The sequence below is a fragment of the Saccharopolyspora sp. ASAGF58 genome (assembly GCF_012277335.1).
Lineage (GTDB): Bacteria > Actinomycetota > Actinomycetes > Mycobacteriales > Pseudonocardiaceae > Saccharopolyspora > Saccharopolyspora hattusasensis.
Window position 1 is genome coordinate 3,684,942 of the sequence record NZ_CP040605.1, and the last position, 22,226, is coordinate 3,707,167.

Consider the following 22,226-nt stretch of genomic DNA (forward strand, 5'->3'; position numbering starts at 1 on the left):
GCTGTCGTGAACGCGACTACCGTGTTGATCACCGTGACCGGGAAGGACAAGCCGGGGGTCACCTCCGTGCTGTTCGCCGCGCTGACCCGGCACGGGGTGGACATCGTCGACGTGGAACAGGTGGTGATCCGCGGTCGGCTGGTGCTCGGCGTGCTGGTGTCCACCGAACGGGACCCGGAGCAGCTGCAGGAGGCCGTCGAGCAGGCGATGGCCACCGTCGGCATGACCGTCGACGTGGCGATCGGCACCGAGGACGGCGGCGCGGCCAAGCTCGGCTCGACGCACGTCGTCGTGGTGCTCGGGCAGCCGGTCACCGCCCGCAGCTTCAGCGAGGTCGCCCGCGGCCTGGCCGAGATCGGCGTGAACATCGACTCCATCCGCCGCGTCGCCGACTACCCGGTGACCGGGCTGGAACTGCAGGTCAGCGTCCCGGACGACGGGGAGGGCTCGGACGATGCGCTGACCTCGGCGATGGCCGACCTGGCCGCGCGCATCGGCGTGGACCTGGCCGTCGAGCGCACCGGGCTGGCCCGCCGCGCCAAGCGGCTGGTGGTCTTCGACGTGGACTCCACGCTCATCCAGGGCGAGGTCATCGAGATGCTGGCCGCGCGGGCCGGCTGCGAACAGGAGGTCCGCGAGGTCACCGAGCGGGCCATGCGCGGCGAGCTGGACTTCGCCGAGTCGCTGCGGCGGCGGGTCGCCGTGCTGGAGGGCCTACCCGCCTCGGTGCTCGACGACGTCGCCTCGGAGCTCGAACTCACCCCCGGCGCCCGGACCACCATCCGCACGCTGCGCCGCCTGGGCTTCCACACGGGCGTCGTCTCCGGCGGGTTCACCCAGATCATCGACCAGCTGGTGGACGAGCTCGGGCTGGACTTCAGCGCCGCGAACGAGCTGGAGATCGTGGACGGCAAGCTGACCGGCCGGGTCGTCGGGGAGATCGTGGACCGCCCCGGCAAGGCCAAGGCGCTGCGGCGGTTCGCCGAGCTGTTCGGGGTGCCGGCGGCGCAGTGCGTCGCGGTCGGCGACGGGGCCAACGACATCGACATGCTCACGGCCGCCGGGCTCGGGGTGGCGTTCAACGCCAAGCCCGCGCTGCGGGAGGTCGCCGACACCGCGCTGTCGTACCCGTTCCTGGACACCGTGCTGTTCGTGCTCGGCGTGACGCGTGCCGAGATCGAGACGGCGGACGCCGAGGACGGTGTGCTGCGGCGAGTGCCGCTGGACGTGTGACGTCCGCGGTGGGGCGGAATAGCGGTGGGGCGGAATATCGGTGGCCAGGGATCGGATAATCGTGGTGTGCCTGATTCCGCTGCCCTCTCCGTCCTCGACCCGCTGATCGCCCGGTACGCCTCGTGGCTGGCGCTGCCGCGGGAGGCCACTGCGGACACCTCGGACGAGGACCCGGAGAACGTGGTCCTGATGCCGATGGTGCTGAGGATCGAGCGCCGCGAGCCGCCGGACCGCACGGCGCTGCTGGAGGCGGCCGCGGCGGCGGCGATCGCGGTGTGCCTCGACGAGCGCTGCAAGCCGGGCGGTGAGTGGCACGAGGCGATGCACAACTGGATCTCCGGGCGCATCCGCAAGGTGGCGCGGCGGGCGCGCGGCGCGCACTGGGAAGCGGTCCAGTCGTTGCCCGGGCACACCGTTCGGGTGGGCAACGCCGAGGTGCGGGCGTTCCTGCCGATGCGCGTGGCGGACATGCCCAAGGAGCTCACCCGGTTGCAGATCTCCGGCAGCGAGTTGGCCGCCGACGAGCCGGGCGCGCCGGCACCGGATGCCCCGACGCTGTGGCTGAACCCCGATGTGCCGATGAGCGCTGGGAAGTCCGCGGCGCAGGTCGGGCACGCGACGATGATCCTGGCGGCGCAGCTGCACGGGGCGGGCCTGGACGCCGAACTGGAGGGTTGGGCGGCCGACGGGTTCCGCTGCTCGGTGCGGCAGGCAGGCGCGGCGACCTGGGCGCGCTTGCACCCGCGCGACGACCCGGAAACGGCTTGGCGGCAGGCACGGGTGGCGATGGTCCGCGACGCCGGTTTCACCGAGGTCGACCCGGGCACCGTCACGGTCCTGGCGCAGTGGCCCTGACCTTGACCTTGACCGTGACCCTGACCCTGACCCTGACCGTGGCCGCAGGCAGCTAGCTGGTCGGGAGTTGCTTCGGGTCGCTGTAGCGGCTGTTTCCGACCTCGTCGTGCAAAATGCTCACGACCGCAGAGCAGCGGGAACTGGGAGCAGGGCCGAGAACGGGCCCAGACATAGGCCGGGCCCGAGAATGTTTTGCAATCTTTCGATTGCTAGGTCTCTGGCGGCCTGATTGGTCGTCAAGGCCACTGCATCCTCGGGCCGGTCGCCGGGTTTCCCCGGTAACCATCAATTTGGCCACTGCGGCGGGATCGATACCAGGGCCTAAAGTCCCGGTTTCGTCGCGTCCCGCAGGCGTCCGCTGGGCAGGGATCCAGCAGGGCAGCACAGGACCCGTGAGCGTTTCTGGGTGCCATAGCGCCCAAAAGTACTCACGGGTCCTGTGTCGTCACGGGTAGCCGAACGAAGTCAGTCGTCGCCGACGCCGCGGGCCGCGAGGGCTTCGCCGAGTTCGTCGGAGTGGCGCAGGGTGCGGACCAGGAACGGCACCGCGAAGGCCGGGAAGGAGCGCTCCGCGTTTCGGGCTCGTTGCGCGTCGCGCACCTGCGTCGCGATCGTCGAGAGCGCCGCCACCGCTTGGAGCGTCAGGCCCACCAGCAGACCGATCCGTTCCGGCCGGACGCCGAAGCGCCGCAGCGGGCCCAGCCCGCGCTCGACGGCCGTGACCAGGTCGTCGACCCTGGTGGTCAGGGTGAAGAGGTTCGCGGCGGCGAGCGCGCCGAGCAGCCGTAGGCACACCACCGCGGCGCTGTCGAGGCCGAGCATCCACCATTGCAGCAGGAAAACCACCAGCAGCAGCGGGACCAGCAACCGCACCCCATGCCAGCAGCGGCGCGGTGGGATCCGGCCGACCAGGTACGCGACCGCTACGCCGAGCACGCACCCGGCCAGCGCGAGCGGCGAGTGCAGCACGAACGTCGTCACTGCGAAAACCAACAGTGCCAAGAACTTCCAGCCGGCCCCGAGCCGGTGCAGGGGACTGCTCCCAGGTTCGTACAGGCCGAGCGGGCTCACTTGATCAGCTCCCGGTAGTACGGGATGGCCGCGGCCGGTTCGTCGTCGGCGACGACCTTGCCCGCGTCGAGCACCACCACCCGGTCGAAGTCGTCCAGCAGGTCCAGGTCGTGGGTGACCAGCACGACCTGCTGCCGCAGCCCGCCGAGGACGTCGACGAAGTGCCGCTTGTTGCGCAGGTCGAGCAGCGTCGTCGGCTCGTCGCAGACCAGCACGTCCGGCTCCAGCACCAGCATCGAGCACAGCGCCAGCAGTTGCTTCTGTCCGCCCGAAAGCTGGTGCGCCGGGTGGTCGGCGTAGCCCTCCAGCCCGTGCTGCGCCAGCACCTCCGCGGCCCGGCGCTGCCGCTCCGCCTTGGAAAGACCTTGCCTGCGCAGCGAAAACGCGACGTCTTCGCCCGCGGTGGGCATCACGATCTGGCTGTCCGGGTTGGTGAAGATGAACCCCACGCGTCGTCGCACCGCCCGGCCGTCGCGCACCGGATCCACCCCGTCGACCAGCACCCGGCCGCGGCTGGGGTGCACCAGACCGTTGATCATCCGGGCCAGGGTGGACTTGCCCGAGCCGTTCGCCCCGACGAACGCGACGCGCCGCTCGACCAGCCGCAGGTCCACCCCGTCCAGCACGGTGCGTTCGTCGTAGCTGTGCCCGACTTCCTCGAACTCGATCAACCCACTCGCTCCCACATCGTGGCCACGCCCAGCCCGCCGCCCGAGGACAGCGCCGCCAGGCCGATGCGCGGCCCGTCCGCCCGCACCATCCGGCTGAACAACCGCACCACCAGCACCGCGCCGGAGGCACCCCAGGGGTGGCCGAGCGCAATGGCGCCGCCGTCGGGGCTGACCAGCTGCTCGTCGATGCCCGCGGCGTCCAGGCAGGCAAGGGTCTGCCCGGCGAAGGCCTCGTTGAACTCGACGACTCCCGGGGTGTGCCGCTTGAGCAGCTCCTGCATGGCGGGCACCGCGCCCAGGCCGAGGCGGTTCGGATCGACTCCCGAGGTGCGCCAGTCCAGCAGCCGCAGCCCCGGAACGCCGAGTCGGCGGCGCTGCTCCTCGGTGGTGATCAGCACGGCGGCCGCCGCGTCGTTGATCCCGCACGAGTTCGCTGCGGTCGTGGTCCCGTCCGGGGTGAACGCGGGCCGGAAACGGGCCAGGCGTTCGGCCGTGAAACCCTCGCGCGGCCGCTCATCCGCTGCGGCGCTCCCGATCTGCGCCAGCTCAGCGTCGAAGCGCCCCGCCCGTTGCGCGGCGATGGCGCGGTCGTGGCTGCGGGCGGCGAAAACGTCTTGGCGTTGCCGCGAAATCCCGGCTTCGGACGCCACGAGGTCCGCCGCCGAGCCCATGTCCGGGTCGCCGATCTCGGCCGGTGCGAACGGCGCACGGCTGTAGAAGCGGGGCGGTTCGGTCGCCGAGCGCGGTCGCCATGCCCGCCACGGCGCGGTCGACGGGCTCTCGACACCACCGGCGATGAACCAGTCCCCGGCTCCGCCGCGGATCATCGCCGCAGCGGTGGTGATCGCGGTCAGCCCGCTCGCGCACTGCCGATCGATCGTCATGCCCGGTGTGACCTCGCCCAACCCGGCGCGCAACGCCGCCACCCGAGCAGGATTCCCACCGGGGCCGAGGACGTTGCCGAGCAGCACATCGTCCACTGTGTCCACACCGGCATCGTCGAGGACAGCGCGCAACACGGGCGCGGCGAGCCGGTCGACGGGCACGTGGCGCAGCAGCCCACCAGCCTCGCCGATCGGAGTGCGACGCGCCGCGATCACGACAGGAGTGCGGTTCACAACGACTCCGTGCGAAGGGTTCCCGCGCGCAGGCGCTCCGCGATCACGGCGCGCGCCGGTTTGCCGGACGCCGTTCGGGGCAGGTCGCGCACTGCCAGCCAGCGCCGGGGGCGCTTCGCCGGGTCCAGCGCTCCTCGGACCCTCGCCCGCAGCTCGCGCAGAGACGGCGGGGCGACCGGGTCGATCTCGACGACCGCCGTGACGAGCTCGCCGAACCTCGGATGCGGGGTTGCGCAAACCAGCACGTCAAACACGCCTTCGGCACCGCGCAGCACCGACTCGACCTCCTCCGCGCCGACGATCCGGGCACCGGTGTTGATCGCCGATCCGGCGCGACCGAGAACGTCCAGCGAACCGTCGGAGTGCAGTGCCGCGCGGTCGCCGACCGTCGACCAGCCGTCCTCCGTCGCCGCTGGCACGATCTCGCCGCCGCGGAGGTAGCCGTCGAAGATTAGCTCGGAGCGCACCCACAGTTCCCCGACGCCGTCAACGGGATCGCGCACTTCCACGTCGACCACAGGCCGTAGCGGACCACCCCGCCGAACCGCGATCAGCGAGTGCTCTGCCGACCCGTAGTACTCGACGAGCTCGCACCCGGGAAGCACCTTGTCGAGCCGTTCCTCCAACGCTTCGTCGACCTTCGCCCCACCGCAAACCACTGTTCGCAAACCACATTCGGCCCGCAAGACCGGATCGTGTTCCAAAGTGGACAGAAGCGCCGACAGCATCGCCGGCACGAGGTGGACGGCGGTGGCCCGCCGCGAAGCGTCGGCGGCGTCGGCCGCAGACCACTTGTCCAACAGCTCCACCTCGGCACCCGAATGCAGCGCGTGCAGCGCGCCGAAGAGGAACAACGACGAACCCAGCGGCCCGGGCACCAACACGCGATCCCGAGCGGCCAACGGCAGGTCGAGCGCGGCGAAGCTGCGAAGCCACGACCGTCGCGACCGGATCAGCACCTTCGGAGCGCCGCTGGTCCCGGAGGTGGTGGGCAGGTAGAAGTGCGTGAGCTCGCTGCCGACGGGCATTGAGCATGCGGCGCGAACGGTCCGTTCACTGCGGTGAGGGGCCTGATCGCGTTGTTCCGTAGTGCGGAGATCGGGGATGGGGTGAACGGCCTGTTCGTCTCGATAGGTGGCGCGAATGGTCCGTTCGCCCTCGTCGGCGGCGTGTCCGGGCCACTCGTCCAGTCTCAGCACCAGGTCTGGGCGGGCGTCGGCGAGGACCGCCGCGCGGTCGCCGTCGGTCCAGGCGGGTTCGAGGAGCAGGGTCGCGCAGCCCGCGAGATCAGCACCCAGGAAGTGGATCAAGCGCGTAAGCGCGTTGCCGCCCTCGAAGGCGACCCGGGAGCCGGGCGGTAGGAGTTGCGCAGCGTGGGTGGCCCGCGCGAGCAGCTCCTGGGGATCCACCGCGGTTCCGGCGTGCAAGACGCGCGAAGCGGGGGAGCGGCCGAGGATCGGTAGCACGCTCAGCCCTCGGCGGTGGCGCGGCGCGCCGAGCCGGTCAGGGTTGCCGGGACGGCGCGGTGCACCGCGACGGCGACGAGCGAGACGGCGACAAGCTTCACGGCGTCGCCGGGGAGGAACACCAGCGACTGCACCGCGGCAGCGCGCAGGTCACCGATGACCAGGCCCCAGTACGGGATGCCGATCAGGTAGTCCACGGCGACACCGGCGACGTTGGCCGCGAGCAGCACGAACAGTCCCGGCTTGGGCAGGCTGCGCTGCACGATCAGGCCGACGACGACAGCCGCCGCCACCCAACCCACCACGAACCCACCGCTGGGCCCGATGAACGGCGCAATGCCGCCGCGGCCACCGGAGAGCAGGGGCAGGCCGATCGCGACCAGGGCGACGAACAGGAGCGTGGCCGCACCGCCTCGGCGGGCGCCCAGGATGCTGCCGGCCAGCAGCGGTCCGGCGTTCTGCAGCACAACCGGTACCGCCGCGCCCCCGAGGTAGAGGCCGGGGAAGATCCCGAGTACGGCGATGAATGCGGCGAAGACCACAGTCCTGGCCAGGTTCGCGGCCGGCGCAGCTTGGCGTGGTGCGGACACAGCGTCTCCCTAGCGGTAGATCGACAACGTGGTCGGTCGGTGGCATTGCCGGACCGGCGACCCGTGCCGCGCCCGACGAGACCGCTTCTGGCCTGTCGGAAAGCCTCCGCGACCAGCGGTTCTCGTCGAATCGGGCGCCCTCGGCGCGACCCGATCGGCGCGGCGAGCTCAACCTACCCGCCAACCCCGCCGAAACATAAAGCCCAGCGCCAAGTTGTCGATCACCTACAAACCAGCCACCTCGATCCCGGCTGCCCAGGGCGGCTCGGCGTTTCGCCGGGGTGGGAGTCCGCTGGTCTGCTGGGCTCCGCGGCGTCCAGTCCGATGCGATGACCTCGTCGCGGCGCCAGCGCAGCACGTCGCGCACCATGTCGACAGCGACGGCCGGCGATTCCCGACCTCCGATTTCCATGGAAATTGCGGCGCCGCTAGACCGCCGCTAGACCTCCGCGGCGTCGGAGGACAGCCGCCGCAGGGCCCCGCGGACGACCTCCGGGTCGTGGGTGGTCCAGAACGGCGGCAGCGAGGCGCGCAGGAAACCGCCGTAGCGGGCGGTGGCCAGCCTGGGGTCCAGCACCGCGATCACGCCGCGATCGTTCGGCGCGCGCAGCAGCCGGCCGGCGCCCTGCGCCAGCAGCAGGGCGGCGTGCGTGCCCGCAACCGTGATGAACCCGTTCCCGCCGCGTTCGGACACCGCTTTCTGCCGGGCCGAGGCGAGCGGATCGTCAGGGCGCGGGAACGGGATCCGGTCCATCACGACCAGCTGCAGCGAGTCGCCGGGCACGTCCACGCCCTGCCACAGCGACAGGGTGCCGAACAGCGAGGTCTCCGGGTCTTCGGCGAACCTGCGGACCAAGAGCGCGGTCGAATCGTCCCCCTGGCACAGCACCGGAGTGCTGAGCCGCTCGCGCAGCTCTTCCGACGCCTGCTTGGCCGCGCGCATCGACGAGAACAGCCCGAGCGTGCGCCCGCCGGCTGCCTGCACCAGCTCGGTCAGCTCGTCCAGGTACTGCGATGGCAGCCCGTCGCGGCCCGGCGGCGGCAGGTGCTTGGCGATGTAGAGGATGCCGCTGCGCTGGTGTTCGAACGGAGAACCCACGTCCAGCCCGGTCCACTTGGGATCGCTGGTGTCGGAGGGCACCTCCTTCGCGGTGGCCATCCCGGAGACAGGCTGGGACTGCTGCTGTGGCGGCAGGCCCCACTGCCGGGCCAGCGTGTCGAACGAGCCGCCGAGCGCGAGCGTCGCCGACGTCAGGACCGTGGTGCGCTGCCCGAAGAGCCGTTCTCGCAGCAGCGCGCCGACCCCCAGCGGCGCGACCCGCACGGTCGGTGGGCGGTTCGGCTCAGCCGACACCCACACGACGTCGAACTGCTTCTCGTCGTCGAAGGACTCCAGCAGCCGGACCGCGGTGTCGTGGACCTCTTCGGTGACCGCGTGCGCGAGCTTGCGCGCCGTAATGCCCTCGGCGTCTTCCTTTCGTTCCGGGCCGAGGGCGTTGATGCAGGCCCACGCGGCGTCGCGGGTCACCGTCAGGGCGCCGCCGAGGTCCTGCGGGAGTTCTTCCAGCCGACCGGGATTCGCCGACTGCAGCACCAGATCGAGCCCCTCGGCGGCCTCGTTGAGCCGGTCGGCGACCTCTTCGTCGATGGCCCGCCCGCAGCGTCGCGCGGCGATCCGCACCGCGCCCGCCGTCAGCTCGCTGGTGGCCGCCGAGGTAACCCGGTCCACCAGGTCGTGCGCCTCGTCGACCAGGACGACGTCGTGCTCGGGAAGCACCGGCCGGTCGTCCAGGGCGTCGATGGCCAGCAGCGCGTGGTTCGTCACGACGATGTCCGCGCGCCCGGCCTCGGCCCTGGCGCGTTCGGCGAAGCAGTCGATGCCCACTGGGCAGCGGTGCACGCCGAGGCATTCCTTGGCCGTGACCGACATCTGCCGCCACGCCTGGTCGGTGACGCCGGGCACGAGCTCGTCGCGGTCGCCGGTCTCGGTTTCGGTGGCCCACTCCCGGATCCGCTTGACCTGCCGCTCCAGCGCGGACGCGGCGAAGGCGTCGAACAGCGCGCCGTCGTCGGGCTCTTCGGGAGCGTTGCCGTGCACGCGGTTCAGGCACAGGTAGTTGCGGCGGCCCTTGAGGATCGCGAACGTCGGCGGCCGGCCGATCGCGTCGGCGAGCGCGGCGGACAGCCGGGGGAGATCCCGGTCGACGAGCTGGCGCTGCAGGGCGATGGTCGCGGTCGAGACGACGACGGAGGCGCCTTCGGCGACGGCGTGCCGGATCGCCGGTACCAGGTACGCCAGCGATTTCCCGGTGCCGGTGCCGGCCTGCACGGCCAGGTGTTCGCCGGAGCCGATGGAGTGCTCGACGGCTTGGGCCATCCGGGCCTGGCCCTCGCGAGGCACGCCGCCGACCGCCCCGATCGCGATCTCCATCAGGGTCGCGAGGTCCGGGATGTCCTCTTTGGGCTTGGCGGTCAGCGGGAGTTCCGGCGCGTCCCGCTTGCCCACCTTGGCGAGGTCGGCGGCGATCTCCGGTGGCAGCTCGTCGGCTTCGTCGGGCTCGAACGCAACCGGGTCGGACCATCGCGGGACAGAGGTGGGCACGAGAAGAAACTACCGCGCACCCCTGTCCACGAGCACCGATGCCCCGGCGAACCGCGCGCTGCTGCATGCGCGGTTCGCCCTGGGCGCGGCGGGCAGTCGTGGTCTGGGAAAGACTGCAGCATCGTGGTGAGGCAATTCCGCGAAGTTCGTAGCGTCGCGCGACTTTTTCGAAGACCCTCGGGATTTCGCCGCAGGCCCTGTACCAACTGCCCCGCCTCGTCCTCAAGCACCTCGACTGCCGGTGACCCCGCACGCCGAGGTAGCGCGTGCTCGGCCAGGCCATGCCCTCGCTCGGTCTCCCCGATGGCGACGCCTGGTCCCTGGCCAGCGGAAACGCGGCTACCGGACCACCGGTTCGCCGATGAGGTTCACGCCCTCGGAGTCCAGCTCCGACAGCGCCGCGTCGACCGTTTCGCGGGACACACCTGCCGTCAGCTCCAGCAGCACCGTGGTCTCCAGGCCGGATCGGACCGCGTCGAGCGCCGTGGCGCGGACGCAGTGGTCGGTGGCGATGCCCACGACGTCGACCCGGCGGACGCCGTGGTCGGCGAGCCAGTCGCGCAGCGGCCGGTCCCGGAAGTCGATGCCCTCGAAACCGGAATAGCCGTCGCTGTACTGGCCCTTCGAGAACACCGCCTCCACCGGGCCCACGTCCAGCTCGGGGTGGAACGCCGCGCCGGGGGTGCCCGCCACGCAGTGCCGCGGCCAGGAGCGGACGAAGTCCGGCTCGTCGCTGAAGTGGGCACCGGGATCGATGTGGTAGTCGCGGGTTGCCACCACATGGTCGTGGTCGAACCCCGCGAGGTACCGCGAGATCTCCGTCGCCACGCCCGCGCCGCCGGCCACCGCGAGCGATCCGCCCTCGCAGAAGTCGTTCTGCACGTCCACGATGATCAAAGCCTTGGTCATCACGACCCCCTCGCCGCCGTTACCGCAATTCTGAAGCGCCACCGGGCCCCGCGGGAAGCGCCGGGCTCAGGCCTCGTGGAAGACCGTCGGAATGGCCGGTTCGCCGTGCGAGAGCTTGAGCCCCTCCCACGGCAGGGTCACCAGCGCGTGCCGCAGCCGCTGCCGGTCGTCCTCCAGCGTCGGCACGTCGTCGACCCGCTTCCCGTCGCGGATCAGCGGGATCTGCAGGAAGCGGTCGTGCGGCCCGAGCACCGGCTCGGCGGCGCCCGGTGCGATCTGGAAGATGACCTCCTCCACTGCCGTACCGGTTTCCTTGTGCCGCCGCACCGCCGCCTTGCGGCCGCCGCGCGACGTCTTGTGTGAGCTCCGCTTCGCGACCGGGCGGCCCTCGACCTCCACCAGCTTGTAGACCATCTCGGCGGTTGGCGCGCCGGAGCCGGTGACCAGCGCGGTGCCCACCCCGTAGCCGTCGACCGGTTCGGCGCGCAGCGAGGCGATGGCGTACTCGTCGAGGTCGCCGGAGACGACGATCCGGGTACCCGTCGCGCCGAGCCGGTCGAGCTGGTCGCGGGCCTGCCGGGCGAGCACGCCGACGTCGCCGGAGTCGATCCGGACCGCGCCAAGGCCGGTCCCGGCGACCTCCACCGCCAGCTCGATGCCGCGGGTGATGTCGTAGGTGTCGACCAGCAGCGTCGTGTCGGTGCCGAGCGAGGCGATCTGGGATTCGAAGGCGGCCCGCTCGGAGTCGTGCAGCAGGGTGAACGCGTGCGCCACGGTGCCCGCGGTCGGGATGCCGAAGCGGCGGCCCGCCTCCAGGTTCGAGGTGGCGGTGAAACCGGCGAGGTAGGCGATCCGCGCCGCCGCCACGGCCGACTCCTCGTGGGTGCGCCGCGAGCCCATCTCGATCATCCGGCGACCGTTGGCCGCCGACACCATCCGCGCCGCCGCGGCCGCGATCGCGCTGTCGTGGTTGAGGATCGACAGGATCAGCGTCTCCAGCACCACGGCCTCGGCGAACGTGCCGCGCACGGTCAGCAGCGGCGAGCCGGGGAAGAACAGCTCGCCCTCGGGGTAGCCGTCGACCTGCCCCTGGAACTGGTAGCCGCGCAGCCACTCCAGGGTCGCGTCGTCCACGACGCGGGTGGCGGCAAGCTGTTCGAGTTCCGGCTCGCCGAAGCGGAAGTTCTCGATCGCGTCCAGCATCCGGCCGGTGCCGCCGGTGACCCCGTAGCGCCGGCCGTCCGGCAGGCGCCGGGTGAACACCTCGAAGGTGCACGGGCGGAGCGCGGTGCCGTCCCGCAGCGCACTGGCGAGCATCGTCAGCTCGTACTGGTCCGTCAGCAGCGCGGTGCTGCCCGTCGGAGAGCTCATGCCGCTGAGACTAAATAGTGCCGGCCGGGGTGCGCTTGGGTGGTCACCTGGAGGAACACCGGATTCGGGGTTCCCGGAGTCGCGCGTGGTCGAATGCCGCTCGCCGGACGCACGGGTGCCGGGTGGCGGAAGTGGCGCAAATCCAGTGCGTGTGTCGGGTTTGCCCGTGCGGTCGACACTGCTGTGACGGCAGCGTGCGACGATGGAGGCATGACCTCGCCCGCTGAAATCGAGCGCGCGCAACTCGAACCGGACGCATTCGGTACCGAGGACAAGCCGTGGGTGACCGTGGTGTGGAACGACCCGGTCAACCTGATGTCCTACGTGACCTATGTGCTCCAGAAGATCTTCGGCTACACCCGGGATCACGCGACGAAGTTGATGCTGGACGTGCACCACAAGGGCAAGGCGGTGGTGTCCTCGGGCTCCAAGGAGAAGGTCGAGGGCGACGTGGCGAAGCTGCACGCCGCCGGCCTGTGGGCGACGATGCAGAAGGATTCCTGAGTGGAAGGCTGGACCCGCAAGAACGGTCACGTGCAGGCCGAGCTGTCGCAGCAGGAAGCCGCGGTCATCCGGGGTCTGGTGGGGCAGATCAAGGACATGCTCGCCGCCCGGTCCGACGAGGCGCCGAAGGACGAGCTGGCAGAGCTGACCGGCATCCGCACCGGGCCGACGACGCCGCCCGAGGACCGCGTGCTGGCGCGGCTCCTACCGGACTTCTACCGGCGCGACCCGATCACCGGCGAGACCGACGAGGAAGAGTCGGACGCGGCCGGGGCGATGCGGTCGCTGCACGAGCCGGGGCTGCTGGAGGCCAAGACCGGGGTGGCCGCGCTGGTGCTGGAGACCTGCCCACCTCAGGGCGGCCGGATCAAGCTGACCGGCGAGCAGGCCGATGGCTGGCTGGCGGCGCTCAATGACGTCCGGCTGGCGCTGGGCACGGCGCTGGACGTGGCGGAGGACATGCCGGACGAGCCGCCCGACGACGACATGCGCCGCGAGCACCTGGGCGTGTACCAGTGGCTCACCTGGGTCCAAGACAGCCTCGTCGGCGCTTTGGTGGCCTGAAAAGGTAATCCAGACTTAGAGCCTGTTGGTGGATGGTCTGGGTGGGTGGTCGCTTAGCGGAACCTGAGAGGTTCCCTGGACTGCGGGTGCCCCTCCTGATGTATGTCCAATCGCCAGAAAACCTCTCAGAACCCGCCGATGGTCGTCTTGGCAAGGTGAATGCAAGCGGCTGCGCCGCTTCCAAAGGCGCGGACGGCATTCGCCGACAGGCTCTCAAATTGCGGGGCGGAGCGAACGGACTGTTCACGCCGATAGAGACGGCACGAACGGTCCGTTCGCTCCTTCCGCTCGACGTGGGCGCTACCCGCGCCGCCACGGAAAACGAGTTTGGAACACCAGCATTCAGCCGTGGAGGTCGCGGTAGGCGCGTTCGGCGCCGGGGTGCAGCGGTACCGCGCCGGTACCGATCAGGTTGCGGACGTCCAGGAACTGGGTGCCCACCGTTTCCTGCGGGACCAGGAACGGCGCGCGGAGCACCAGGATCCGGACCACCGCTTCGGCCAGGTCCACGGGAAGTTCCGGGGTGCAAGCCAGGATGTTGGGCACCCCGACCGTGGGGACTCCGGCGGTGTGCCGGTAAGCGCGGGGCGGCACCACGACCGGCTCGCACATCGGACCGCAGCCGGCCGCCGTCGTGTCCAGCGGCAGCAGGCGGATACCGACCCGGTCGTCGAGCGTCTTGAGCACCGGCGTCGGCAGGCCGCCGGACCACAGCATCGCGTCGATCCGCCTGCGCTCCAACGCCGCGATCGCGTCTTCGAGCGGCAGCGCTTCGCTGTGCACCCCGCGGTGCTTCGCGAGCAGGTGGGCCCCGAGCATCGCGGTACCGGACTTCGGGGCACCGATCGAAACCCTGCGTCCGGCCAGCTCATCGATGCTGTGCACGGGGCTGTCGGCCAGCACGACCAGCTGCGTGTAGTTCTCGTAAACCCGGCCCAAGGCGCGCAGCGGAATCCGCGGGCCGAGGTCTCCGTTCTGCGCCGCCGCGGCGGTGTGGGAGAGCACCATGCCGAGATCGGCCTGCCCGTCGCGCAACAATTCGACGTTCGCGACGCTGCCCTGGCTGCTCGACACCGTCATCCGCAGGCCCGGCACGGTTGCCGGCACCTCGGCGGCCAGCTGCCTGGCGAAGGCGGTGTAGAACCCGCCGGGCTCGCCGGCGGCGATGCGGAGCGTTCGCTCGGGCGTCTGCCCGGTGCAGGCGCTGAGCAGCCCGGTGCCGGCGAGCGCGAGCAGGGTTCGGCGGCGCATCACGCGTCCTCCCGAGACGGCAGTTCCAGTCGAACCGACAGGCCGTGCGGCTGGGCGGGTTCGATGCGCAGCGAGCCACCGCGAGCCGTCACCAGGCGGTCGGCGATCGCCAGCCCGAGCCCGGAACCGCGACTGCCGCGATGCCGTCCGGCGCGCCAGAAGCGCCGCGCGGCGAGGGATATCTCCTTGCCGGACAGCCCCGGGCCGGTGTCGCTGACGGTGAGCGCGCAGCTGCCGGGGCCGGCCTCGCAGGTCACCGACACGGTCGCCCCCTGTCCGGCGTACTTGATGGCGTTGTCCAGCAGGATGTCGAGGACTTGGGCGAGGTCGTCCGCCGGGAGGTCCGCCTCGGTTGGGTCCAGCCGGGCCTCTGCTAACCGGATCCCGGCCGCCTCGGCGGCGGATCGCCACGCCTCGATCCGGTCGGCCACCACGATGTCCGCCTCGCAGGGTTCCACTGCGGACTCCGCGGGTTCGCGGTCGGCGGTGGCCAGGTCCAGCAGCCGGTCCAACAGCGACTCCAAGCGGTCCACCTCGTCCAGCGTCGACCGGTAGGTCTGGGTACCTTCCGGCATGATCCGCCGTTCCAGCGCGTCGACCCGCAGGCGCAGCGCGGCCATCGGGTTGCGCAGCTGGTGCGACGCGTCCGCGACGAGCCGCCGCTGCTGCTCCTCGGCGTCCGCGACCGCCTCCGACATCCGGTTGAACGACACCGCCAGTCCCCGCAGCTCCGGCGGGCCGGCGTCCTCCGGCACCCGCGAGCGGCGCGAACCGGCGCCCACCGCGCGCACCCCGGCCCGCAGCTCCGCCAGCGGCCGCAGGATCCACCGGCCCAGCACCAGCGCCAGCACCCCGCACACCGCCAGCGCGCTCAGCGCGCCCGCCGCGATCAGCGCCCACCGCCCGGCGATGTCCTGCGTCGCGTGCTGCACCGAGGCGCGCAGGACGATCGCACCGGTCACTCGCATGCCGTCGCCGACCGGCCGGTACCGCACCAGCTCCCCCCCGGACCACGGCCGGAGCCACGGCACCGGCCCCGCCAGCTCGTTACGCAGCGCCTTGTCGATCGAATCGGCCACCTCGGCGGCGCGCATCCCGCCGGTTTCCACCACCGGCGCGCGGTTCGCGTCGACCACCACGAGCGGCTCGCCGTAGAGCTCGGTGTAGCGGCCGGCCTCGGCGATCAGCTGGGTGGTGTCGCCGGCGCTGAAGGCGTGGTCGGCGAGCGCGGCGAACCGGTCCAGGTCGGCGGTGCGGGCCAGCACCAGCTGCTGCGTCCGCTCCGCGGCGGTGGCGCGCAGCAGCGGAGCGGCGAACCCGGCGACCGCGAGGACCGAGAAGGTGAGCAGCACCAACAACAGTCGCTTGCGCATCAGCCCCCACGCCGTCCAGGAGATTCCACTTGGTCAACCGTACTTTCCGTGCCGACTGGACCGAGCCGCGATTTCCGCAGGTCCGGGCCGTGAGTCTGTTGGGTCGCCATCGCTGCCCAAAAGTCTCACGGCCCTTGTGAGCAGCGGTTTCAGTCCCCGAAGCGGTAGCCGAATCCGCGGATCGTCACCAGCAGTTCGGGGCGGGCGAGTTTGGCGCGCAGCTGCGCGATGTGCACGTCCAGGGATCGGGAAACCGCCAGGTAGGCGTCGCCCCAGACCTCGTCCATCAGGCGTTGCCTGCTGACCGCGCTGCCCGCCTCGCCCGCCAGCACCGCGAGCACGTCGAACTCCTTCGGCGTCAGCTCCACATCGCGGCCGTCGACCCGCACCCGGCGGGTCCGCAGTTCGACGTAAACGTCGCCGACCTGGACCTCGTCGGCGGCCGCGCCCGGCAGGCGAGCGCGCCGGGCCACCGCCTCGATCCGGGCCAGCAGCTCCGCCATCCGCACCGGCTTGACCAGGTAGTCGTCCGCGCCGGAGCGCAGGCCGCGGACGATCATGCGCTCCTCGCCGCGAGCGGTCAGCACCACCACCGGGATCGGCCCGATCCGGCGGAGCTTCCGCAGCACGTCGAGGCCGTCGGCGTCCGGCAGGCCCAGGTCGAGCAGCACCAGGTCGTGCTCCCGGTGGCGGGTCAGCGCGTCGGCGCCGCGGGACACCCGGGTGGGCCGGTGGCCGTGCGCGGCGAGGACTTCGACGAGCGCGTTCGCGACGCCGTCGTCGTCCTCGACGAGAAGCACGCGCACCGGCCACCTCCGAAACCCCGCTCAGAGTACGGCCATGCGCCGGGTCACCGGTCGAGGTGGGAGTCCTTCGAGGTCTCGCGCATCCGCAGGTACACCAGAAGCGAGATCAGCACGCAGCCCGAGACGTACCAGAAGTACGCCTGCTCCACGCCAGCCTGCTTCAGCCACAGCGCGAGGGGCTCCGACCAGCCGCCGAAGATCGCCACCGTCAGCGCGTACGGCAGGCCGACGCCGAGCGCGCGGATGTTGGCCGGGAACAGTTCTGCCTTCACGATCGCGTTGATCGAGGTGTAGCCGGTGACGATCACCAGACCGGCCAACATCAGCCCGAACGCAGCCACCGGGTTCTTGGTCGAGCCGAGCAGCGTCATGATCGGCACGGTCAGCACGGTGCCACCGACCCCGAAGGCCAGCAGCAGCGAGCGGCGGCCGATGCGGTCCGACAGCGCGCCCGCCAGCGGCTGCAGGCACAGGAACACCAGCAGCGCCAGGAAGTTGATCCAGGCGACGGTGCCCTTCTCGATGCCCGAGGTGGCCACCATGTACTTCTGCAGGTACGTCGTGTAGGTGTAGAACGCCACGGTGCCGCCGAGGGTCAGCCCGACGACGAGCAGGCACTCCTTGGGGTACTGCAGCAGCGCCTTCAAGGTGCCGCGCGACTCGGTGCCCCCTGCGGCGGCCTTGTAGCTATCGGTTTCGTCCATGCCCCGGCGCAGCCACATCACGATCAACGCGCCGACCGCGCCGATCACGAACGGGATCCGCCAGCCCCACGACTCCATCTGGTCATTGCTGAGCACCTGGAGCAGCACGATCTGCACGCCCAGCGCGGTGAGCTGTCCGGCGACGAGCGTCACATACTGGAAGCTGGAGTAGAAGCCGCGCTTGCCCGCGGAGGCGACCTCGGACAGGTACGTCGCCGACGTCGCGTACTCGCCGCCGACGGAGAGTCCCTGCACCAACCGGGCGAGCACCAGCATCAGCGGGGCGGCGAGGCCGATGGTGTTGTAGCCCGGGGTCAGCGCGATCAGCAGCGAGCCGCAGGCCATCAGCGTTACCGAGAAGGTCAGCGCGGCACGGCGGCCGAAGCGGTCCGCGTAGCGGCCGAGCAGCCAGCCGCCGAGGGGGCGCATCAGGAAGCCGACGGCGAACACGGCCGCAGTGTTGAGCAGTTGGGCGGTCAGGTCGCCCTTCGGGAAGAACGCCGCCGCGAAGTACACGCTGAACGCGGTGTAGGCGTACCAGTCGTACCACTCGATCAAGTTGCCGATCGAGCCGCGAATGACGTTGGCGACCACCCTGCGCTCGCCGCCGGAGCGAGCCGCATCGTCGCGGCTGTGCACCTCAGTTGACATCCATCCTCCTCATAGTGAACGGACTCACAGTGCGGACGCGGCGGGGCGACAACAAGAACGGCGGCGCTTCCTTTACGTCTGGTTAACGTGATGCCAGCGTGAATGACGACGATGTGCGGTTGGTACGTGCCTCGTGAGTACTTTTGGGCTGTCACGGCTGCCCGAAACACCCACGACCCCGAAGGAGAGGAGCCTGCCGGATGACCCGGTCGGGAGCGCTCGATGCGATCGTCGACGTCGACGGTGTGCGGGTCGGGCACGAGCAGCGGCTCGACGAGCACTGGGCGACCGGCACCAGCGTGGTCCTGGTGCCGGACGGGGCGACGGCGGCGGTGGACGTCCGCGGCGGCGGCCCGGGAACCAGGGAAACGGACGTGCTCGAACCGAGCCACCTGGTGCAGAAGGTGCACGGCATCGTCCTCAGCGGCGGCAGCGCCTACGGCCTCGCGGCGGCCGACGGGGTGATGCGCTGGCTCGGCGATCGGGGGCACGGCGTGCGGGTCGGTCCCGACCCGAAGCACGTGGTCCCGGTGGTGCCGGGCGCGGTGATCTTCGACGTCCCGATGGGCGACTGGGGCAACCGGCCCGACGCCGGCTTCGGCCACCGGGCCTGCGAGAACGCGAGCCGCACCGAGACCCGGGAGGGCAACGTCGGCGCGGGCACCGGCGCCGTGGTCGGGACCGTCAAGGGCGGCATCGGCACGGCCAGCGCCGTGCTGGACGACGGCACCACCGTCGGCGCCCTGGTGGCGGTCAACGCCGCGGGGTCGGCGATCGATCCGGACACCGGGCTGCCGTGGATCCCGACGCCCGGGCTCCGCGCGCCCGACCCCGCCGAGGTCGAGGCGGGTCGGCGGCTGTTCGGCAAGCGCCCGGGCCGGCACGGCCCGACCGACCGGCCGCTCAACACCACGATCGGCGTGGTCGCCACCGACCTGGAGCTGTCCAAGGCCGAGTGCCGGCGGCTGGCGGTCGCCGCGCAGGACGGGCTGGCCCGCGCGGTCCGGCCCGCGCACCTGCTGGTCGACGGCGACACGATGTTCGCGCTGGCCACCGGCACCGGAGCCGCCCTGCCCGCGCCGGGGGAGCAGGACTGGGCGGCGCGACTGGACGCGGTGTGCGCGGTCGCCGCGGATGTCGTGGCGCGGGCGATCGTGCGCGGCGTGCTGGCCGCGGATCCGGTCGATGAGGTGACTTCCTACACGCGGCTCTACCCCTCGGCGCGGGAATGAATCATCGTGTACCTGCGTTTCGGCCGACGAAGCCGCACCGGTGCAAGAATTTTCCACATCGTGGGAGACCGGTGCCTCACCTACTAGGATGGTTGCTGTGCTGGTGATCCGACGCGACCTGGTCGATGCGATGGTCGCGCATGCCCGACGGGACCACCCGGACGAGGCGTGCGGCGTGATTGCCGGCCCGGAAGGGTCGGACCGCCCGACGCGCCTGATCGAGATGATCAACGCCGAGCGCTCGCCCACCTTCTACCGGTTCGACTCCGGTGAACAGCTGAAGGTGTGGCGCGAGATGGACGCAGGCGGCGAGGAACCGGTGGTCATCTACCACTCGCACACCTCGACCGAGGCCTACCCATCGCGCACCGACGTCTCCTACGCCTCGGAGCCCAACGCGCACTACGTGCTCGTGTCTACCCGGGACCCGAAGACCCATGAGCTGCGTTCCTACCGGATCCTCGACGGTCAGGTGACCGAAGAGCCGGTGGAGGTCGTGGAGTCGTACATGTTCGCCCACACCGGTGCCGACGAGGTTCCAGACCTCGACTGAGCCGCGGCTCGCCCACCCGTGTTCGCGTCCCGTTCCCAACGAAAGTCCTTCGTGGACAGGAGGTTCCCCATGGCAATCAACGTTTCGATCCCGACCATCCTGCGCACCCACACCGGTGGCCAGAAGTCCGTCGAGGCCTCGGGCAACACCGTGGCCGAGGTGATCAACGACCTCGACACCAACTTCAACGGCTTGAAGGACCGACTGGTCAAGGAAGGCAATCTGCACCGCTTCGTCAACGTCTACGTCAACGACGAGGACGTCCGCTTCGCCGGCGGTCTGGAAGCCAAGGTCGCCGACGGCGACAGCGTCACGATCCTGCCCGCCGTCGCCGGCGGCATGCGCTAAGCGCCCTCCGCGCCCCCGCTTCGCGAAGCGGGGCCGGTGGCGGAACCTCAGACGCCTTCTCGATTCCGGGCGGCATGCCGGATACGTGGCGGTGCCGATCGCGAGGTGGGCCAAGCGCCGCTTGGAAAACTGCGCCGCTTGGAAACAGCCGCTTGAAAAACAGAAGACATCCTCTGCAGGTAGAGGGCAAGGAGGAGGCGCACCGTGGCTCGTTACGACTCGTTGCTGGACGCGCTCGGTGACACCCCGCTGGTGGGGTTGCCGCACCTGTCGCCGGCACCGGACGTCCGGCTGTGGGCCAAGCTGGAGGACCGCAACCCGACCGGTTCGATCAAGGACCGGGCGGCGCTGGCCATGATCGAGGCGGCCGAGAAGGAAGGCCGGCTCACCCACGGCTGCACGATCCTGGAGCCGACCTCCGGCAACACCGGGATCTCGCTGGCCATGGCCGCCAAGCTCAAGGGCTACGGCCTGGTCTGCGTGATGCCGGAGAACACCTCGGAGGAGCGCCGGCAGCTGCTGCAGGCCTACGGGGCGCGGATCATCTCCTCGCCCGCGGCTGGTGGGTCGAACCAGGCGGTCGCGGTGGCCAAGGAACTGGCCCAGCAGAACCCGGACTGGGTGATGCTCTACCAGTACGGCAACCCGGCCAACGCCGACGCGCACTTCCGCACGACCGGCCCGGAGATCCTGCGGGACCTGCCGACCGTCACGCACTTCGTGGCCGGGCTGGGCACCACCGGCACCCTGGTCGGGGTGGGCCGCTACCTGCGCCAGCAGAAGCCGGGCGTGCAGGTGGTGGCGGCCGAACCGCGCTACGGCGAGCTGGTCTACGGCCTGCGCAACCTCGACGAGGGGTTCGTGCCGGAGCTTTACGACCCGGACGTGCTGACCCGCCGGTTCTCCGTCGGTTCCTACGACGCGTTGCGCCGGACCCGCCAGCTGCTGGAGAGCGAAGGCATCTTCGCAGGCATCTCCACCGGCGGCGTGCTGCACGCGGCGCTGACCATCGCGGAGAAGGCGGCGGCGGACGGTGAGTCGGCCGACATCGCGTTCATCGTGGCGGACGCGGGCTGGAAGTACCTGTCGACGGGTGCCTACAGCGGCACCATCGACGAAGCGGCCCAACGCCTCGAAGGCCAACTCTGGGCGTGACCCGGCCCCGGCGACACCGAGCGCTGACGCCTGAAGGGCACCTCCCGGTCCGCAATTTCAATGGAAATCAGACCTCTGATTTCCATTGAATTGATCTCAGTAGGGGGTTATGCGAGTCGGCCGTGTTCGAATTGGGTGAGTACGAGTGCGGCTTTGACGATGAGGCCGATTTTGCGGGGGCTGGTGGTGAAGTGTCGTAGGACGCGCCAACGGCCGGTGAGCAGGGCGAATCCACGTTCGCCGAGGGCGCGCAGGCCGCGCAGCAGTTTGTTGTAGGTCTGGTTGTCGACGTCGAGTGGGCGGCCTTTGCTGGTTTTGGGGCGTTTGATCGGGGTGAGGACCCCGGCTCCGGCACCCTGGTAGCCGCCGTCGGCCAGGGTGGGTAGGTTGAGCTGGGAGTAAGCCCAGTACAGGGCGCCGAGGACGTGGTTTTCAGCGGCGGTGATGTCGTGGATGGACCCGGGCTCGACGTCGGAGGCCCACAGCGGGAACCCGTCCGGGTCTGTCAGTGCTTGGATGTTGCCGGCTTGTTCGCGGGTTTTCCCGGAGTACCACAGGTCGATCTCGGCGCCTTTGGCGCTGGTGGTCTTTTCGCCGAGACGGTCGGAGGAGAAGTTTTTGCCGTCCAGGATCAGATAGGCGTCGCCGTTGTCTTTGGCCCGTTGCAGGGCGTCGTGCAGATCCGGGGCCTGCGCGGCCAGTGCCTTGATGCCCTCGTCGACATACCGGTAGCCGGTGGCACGGGCGACACCGTGATCGCGAGCCAGTTTGGTGATGTCGGTATCGTCCCGGAACCACCGCAGGACCAGCACAGCCTGCCAGAACGTGGTCAACGCCCGGCGCCCCTTGCGGGTCCCTTTCCGGCGGCGTTCACCGGCCAACAGCCGGCTGAGGAAGACCACCAGTTCACGGGGAACATCGAGTTTGGCAGAATACGTGACCACGTGGGGCCCTCCCTGGTCGAAGATCCTTTCTTGGTCGAACTTCTTCTACCAGGGACCCCACGTCCCACTCTCCCCGGGCCAGCCCTACCCGATCACACACCCATTCCGGCAGGCCGCCCTCCAGAGACTTCTTACTGAGATCACCTCATTGAAATTGAAGAAGTTGTCCACATCCACCGGCATGTCGGGTCACGACACACCGGACCCTGTGGAAATTCCGCAATTTCAATAATGGAAATCGGTCCTTCCATTTCA

21 protein-coding genes are annotated in these 22,226 nt (G+C 70.5%); 8 read left to right on the top strand and 13 right to left on the bottom strand.

Annotated features, from left to right (window positions below; all coding sequences use genetic code 11):
- The first annotated feature begins 6 nt into the window (after window positions 1-6).
- Window positions 7-1,233 carry a phosphoserine phosphatase SerB gene (gene serB / locus FDZ84_RS17615; protein ID WP_168586803.1) on the top strand — a complete coding sequence of 409 codons (1,227 nt, stop codon included), beginning with the start codon at window positions 7-9 and terminating at the stop codon, window positions 1,231-1,233.
- Window positions 1,234-1,299: 66 nt separating this feature from the next.
- Window positions 1,300-2,088, top strand: coding sequence for a peptidyl-tRNA hydrolase (locus tag FDZ84_RS17620; RefSeq protein ID WP_168586804.1), 789 nt, complete (start codon window positions 1,300-1,302; stop codon window positions 2,086-2,088).
- A 465-nt stretch (window positions 2,089-2,553) separates the two neighbouring features.
- Here FDZ84_RS17620 and FDZ84_RS17625 read toward each other — a convergent pair whose 3' ends face one another.
- The 8 genes from FDZ84_RS17625 to FDZ84_RS17660 form a co-directional block, all read right to left on the bottom strand.
- Window positions 2,554-3,159, bottom strand: a complete 606-nt coding sequence (locus FDZ84_RS17625) for an energy-coupling factor transporter transmembrane protein EcfT (protein ID WP_168586805.1) — start codon at window positions 3,157-3,159, stop codon at window positions 2,554-2,556.
- Window positions 3,156-3,830: an energy-coupling factor ABC transporter ATP-binding protein gene (locus FDZ84_RS17630; RefSeq protein ID WP_168586806.1), complete on the bottom strand. Its 675-nt coding sequence runs from the start codon at window positions 3,828-3,830 to the stop codon at window positions 3,156-3,158. Before FDZ84_RS17630 ends, FDZ84_RS17625 begins: the two co-directional genes overlap by 4 nt.
- Window positions 3,827-4,948 carry a thiolase family protein gene (locus FDZ84_RS17635; RefSeq protein WP_168586807.1) on the bottom strand — a complete coding sequence of 374 codons (1,122 nt, stop codon included), beginning with the start codon at window positions 4,946-4,948 and terminating at the stop codon, window positions 3,827-3,829. Before FDZ84_RS17635 ends, FDZ84_RS17630 begins: the two co-directional genes overlap by 4 nt.
- The gene (locus FDZ84_RS17640) at window positions 4,945-6,357 is read right to left on the bottom strand and encodes an AMP-binding protein (RefSeq protein ID WP_168586808.1); all 1,413 of its coding nucleotides are present in this window, start codon (window positions 6,355-6,357) and stop codon (window positions 4,945-4,947) included. Before FDZ84_RS17640 ends, FDZ84_RS17635 begins: the two co-directional genes overlap by 4 nt.
- 59 nt (window positions 6,358-6,416) lie before the next feature.
- Complete coding sequence (locus FDZ84_RS17645; protein WP_168586809.1) at window positions 6,417-7,004, bottom strand: biotin transporter BioY; 588 nt, start codon at window positions 7,002-7,004, stop codon at window positions 6,417-6,419.
- 439 nt (window positions 7,005-7,443) lie between these two features.
- The gene (locus FDZ84_RS17650; protein WP_371812863.1) at window positions 7,444-9,606 is read right to left on the bottom strand and encodes an ATP-dependent DNA helicase; all 2,163 of its coding nucleotides are present in this window, start codon (window positions 9,604-9,606) and stop codon (window positions 7,444-7,446) included.
- Between the two features lie 339 nt (window positions 9,607-9,945).
- Window positions 9,946-10,515 (bottom strand): nicotinamidase, encoded by a 570-nt coding sequence (locus FDZ84_RS17655; protein ID WP_168586810.1) that lies wholly within the window; start codon window positions 10,513-10,515, stop codon window positions 9,946-9,948.
- A 66-nt stretch (window positions 10,516-10,581) separates the two neighbouring features.
- Entirely contained in the window at window positions 10,582-11,886 is a 1,305-nt protein-coding gene (locus FDZ84_RS17660; RefSeq protein ID WP_168586811.1) for a nicotinate phosphoribosyltransferase, read from the bottom strand.
- 210 nt (window positions 11,887-12,096) lie between these two features.
- Between FDZ84_RS17660 and clpS the strand changes: the two genes are divergently transcribed.
- On the top strand, window positions 12,097-12,390 hold the full coding sequence (clpS, locus tag FDZ84_RS17665) for an ATP-dependent Clp protease adapter ClpS (protein WP_168586812.1): 294 nt from the start codon (window positions 12,097-12,099) through the stop codon (window positions 12,388-12,390).
- Window positions 12,391-12,954 carry a DUF2017 domain-containing protein gene (locus FDZ84_RS17670; protein ID WP_168586813.1) on the top strand — a complete coding sequence of 188 codons (564 nt, stop codon included), beginning with the start codon at window positions 12,391-12,393 and terminating at the stop codon, window positions 12,952-12,954. It begins immediately after the preceding gene.
- A gap of 342 nt (window positions 12,955-13,296) precedes the next feature.
- On the opposite strand, the gene FDZ84_RS17675 is transcribed toward FDZ84_RS17670, so the two are convergent.
- The 4 genes from FDZ84_RS17675 to FDZ84_RS17690 form a co-directional block, all read right to left on the bottom strand.
- On the bottom strand, window positions 13,297-14,205 hold the full coding sequence (locus FDZ84_RS17675) for a TAXI family TRAP transporter solute-binding subunit (RefSeq protein ID WP_168586814.1): 909 nt from the start codon (window positions 14,203-14,205) through the stop codon (window positions 13,297-13,299).
- The gene (locus FDZ84_RS17680) at window positions 14,205-15,578 is read right to left on the bottom strand and encodes a HAMP domain-containing sensor histidine kinase (protein WP_168586815.1); all 1,374 of its coding nucleotides are present in this window, start codon (window positions 15,576-15,578) and stop codon (window positions 14,205-14,207) included. Before FDZ84_RS17680 ends, FDZ84_RS17675 begins: the two co-directional genes overlap by 1 nt.
- A gap of 149 nt (window positions 15,579-15,727) precedes the next feature.
- Window positions 15,728-16,384, bottom strand: a complete 657-nt coding sequence (locus tag FDZ84_RS17685) for a response regulator transcription factor (RefSeq protein WP_168586816.1) — start codon at window positions 16,382-16,384, stop codon at window positions 15,728-15,730.
- A gap of 44 nt (window positions 16,385-16,428) precedes the next feature.
- Entirely contained in the window at window positions 16,429-17,739 is a 1,311-nt protein-coding gene (locus FDZ84_RS17690; protein ID WP_168586817.1) for an MFS transporter, read from the bottom strand.
- Between the two features lie 200 nt (window positions 17,740-17,939).
- Here FDZ84_RS17690 and FDZ84_RS17695 point away from each other — a divergent pair, with 200 nt between their 5' ends.
- The 4 genes from FDZ84_RS17695 (at window position 17,940) to FDZ84_RS17710 (ending at window position 21,027) form a co-directional block, all read left to right on the top strand.
- Window positions 17,940-18,971: a P1 family peptidase gene (locus FDZ84_RS17695; protein WP_168586818.1), complete on the top strand. Its 1,032-nt coding sequence runs from the start codon at window positions 17,940-17,942 to the stop codon at window positions 18,969-18,971.
- 97 nt (window positions 18,972-19,068) lie between these two features.
- Window positions 19,069-19,524, top strand: a complete 456-nt coding sequence (locus FDZ84_RS17700; RefSeq protein WP_305852035.1) for a M67 family metallopeptidase — start codon at window positions 19,069-19,071, stop codon at window positions 19,522-19,524.
- Window positions 19,525-19,593: 69 nt separating this feature from the next.
- A complete protein-coding gene (locus FDZ84_RS17705; protein ID WP_168586820.1) occupies window positions 19,594-19,872 on the top strand; it encodes a MoaD family protein in 279 nt (92 codons plus the stop codon).
- Between the two features lie 204 nt (window positions 19,873-20,076).
- Window positions 20,077-21,027, top strand: a complete 951-nt coding sequence (locus FDZ84_RS17710) for a PLP-dependent cysteine synthase family protein (RefSeq protein WP_168586821.1) — start codon at window positions 20,077-20,079, stop codon at window positions 21,025-21,027.
- Between the two features lie 107 nt (window positions 21,028-21,134).
- Here the strand turns inward: FDZ84_RS17710 and FDZ84_RS17715 are convergent, their stop codons facing one another.
- Window positions 21,135-21,971: a transposase family protein gene (locus FDZ84_RS17715; RefSeq protein WP_168584616.1), complete on the bottom strand. Its 837-nt coding sequence runs from the start codon at window positions 21,969-21,971 to the stop codon at window positions 21,135-21,137.
- Between the last annotated feature and the right edge of the window lie 255 nt (window positions 21,972-22,226).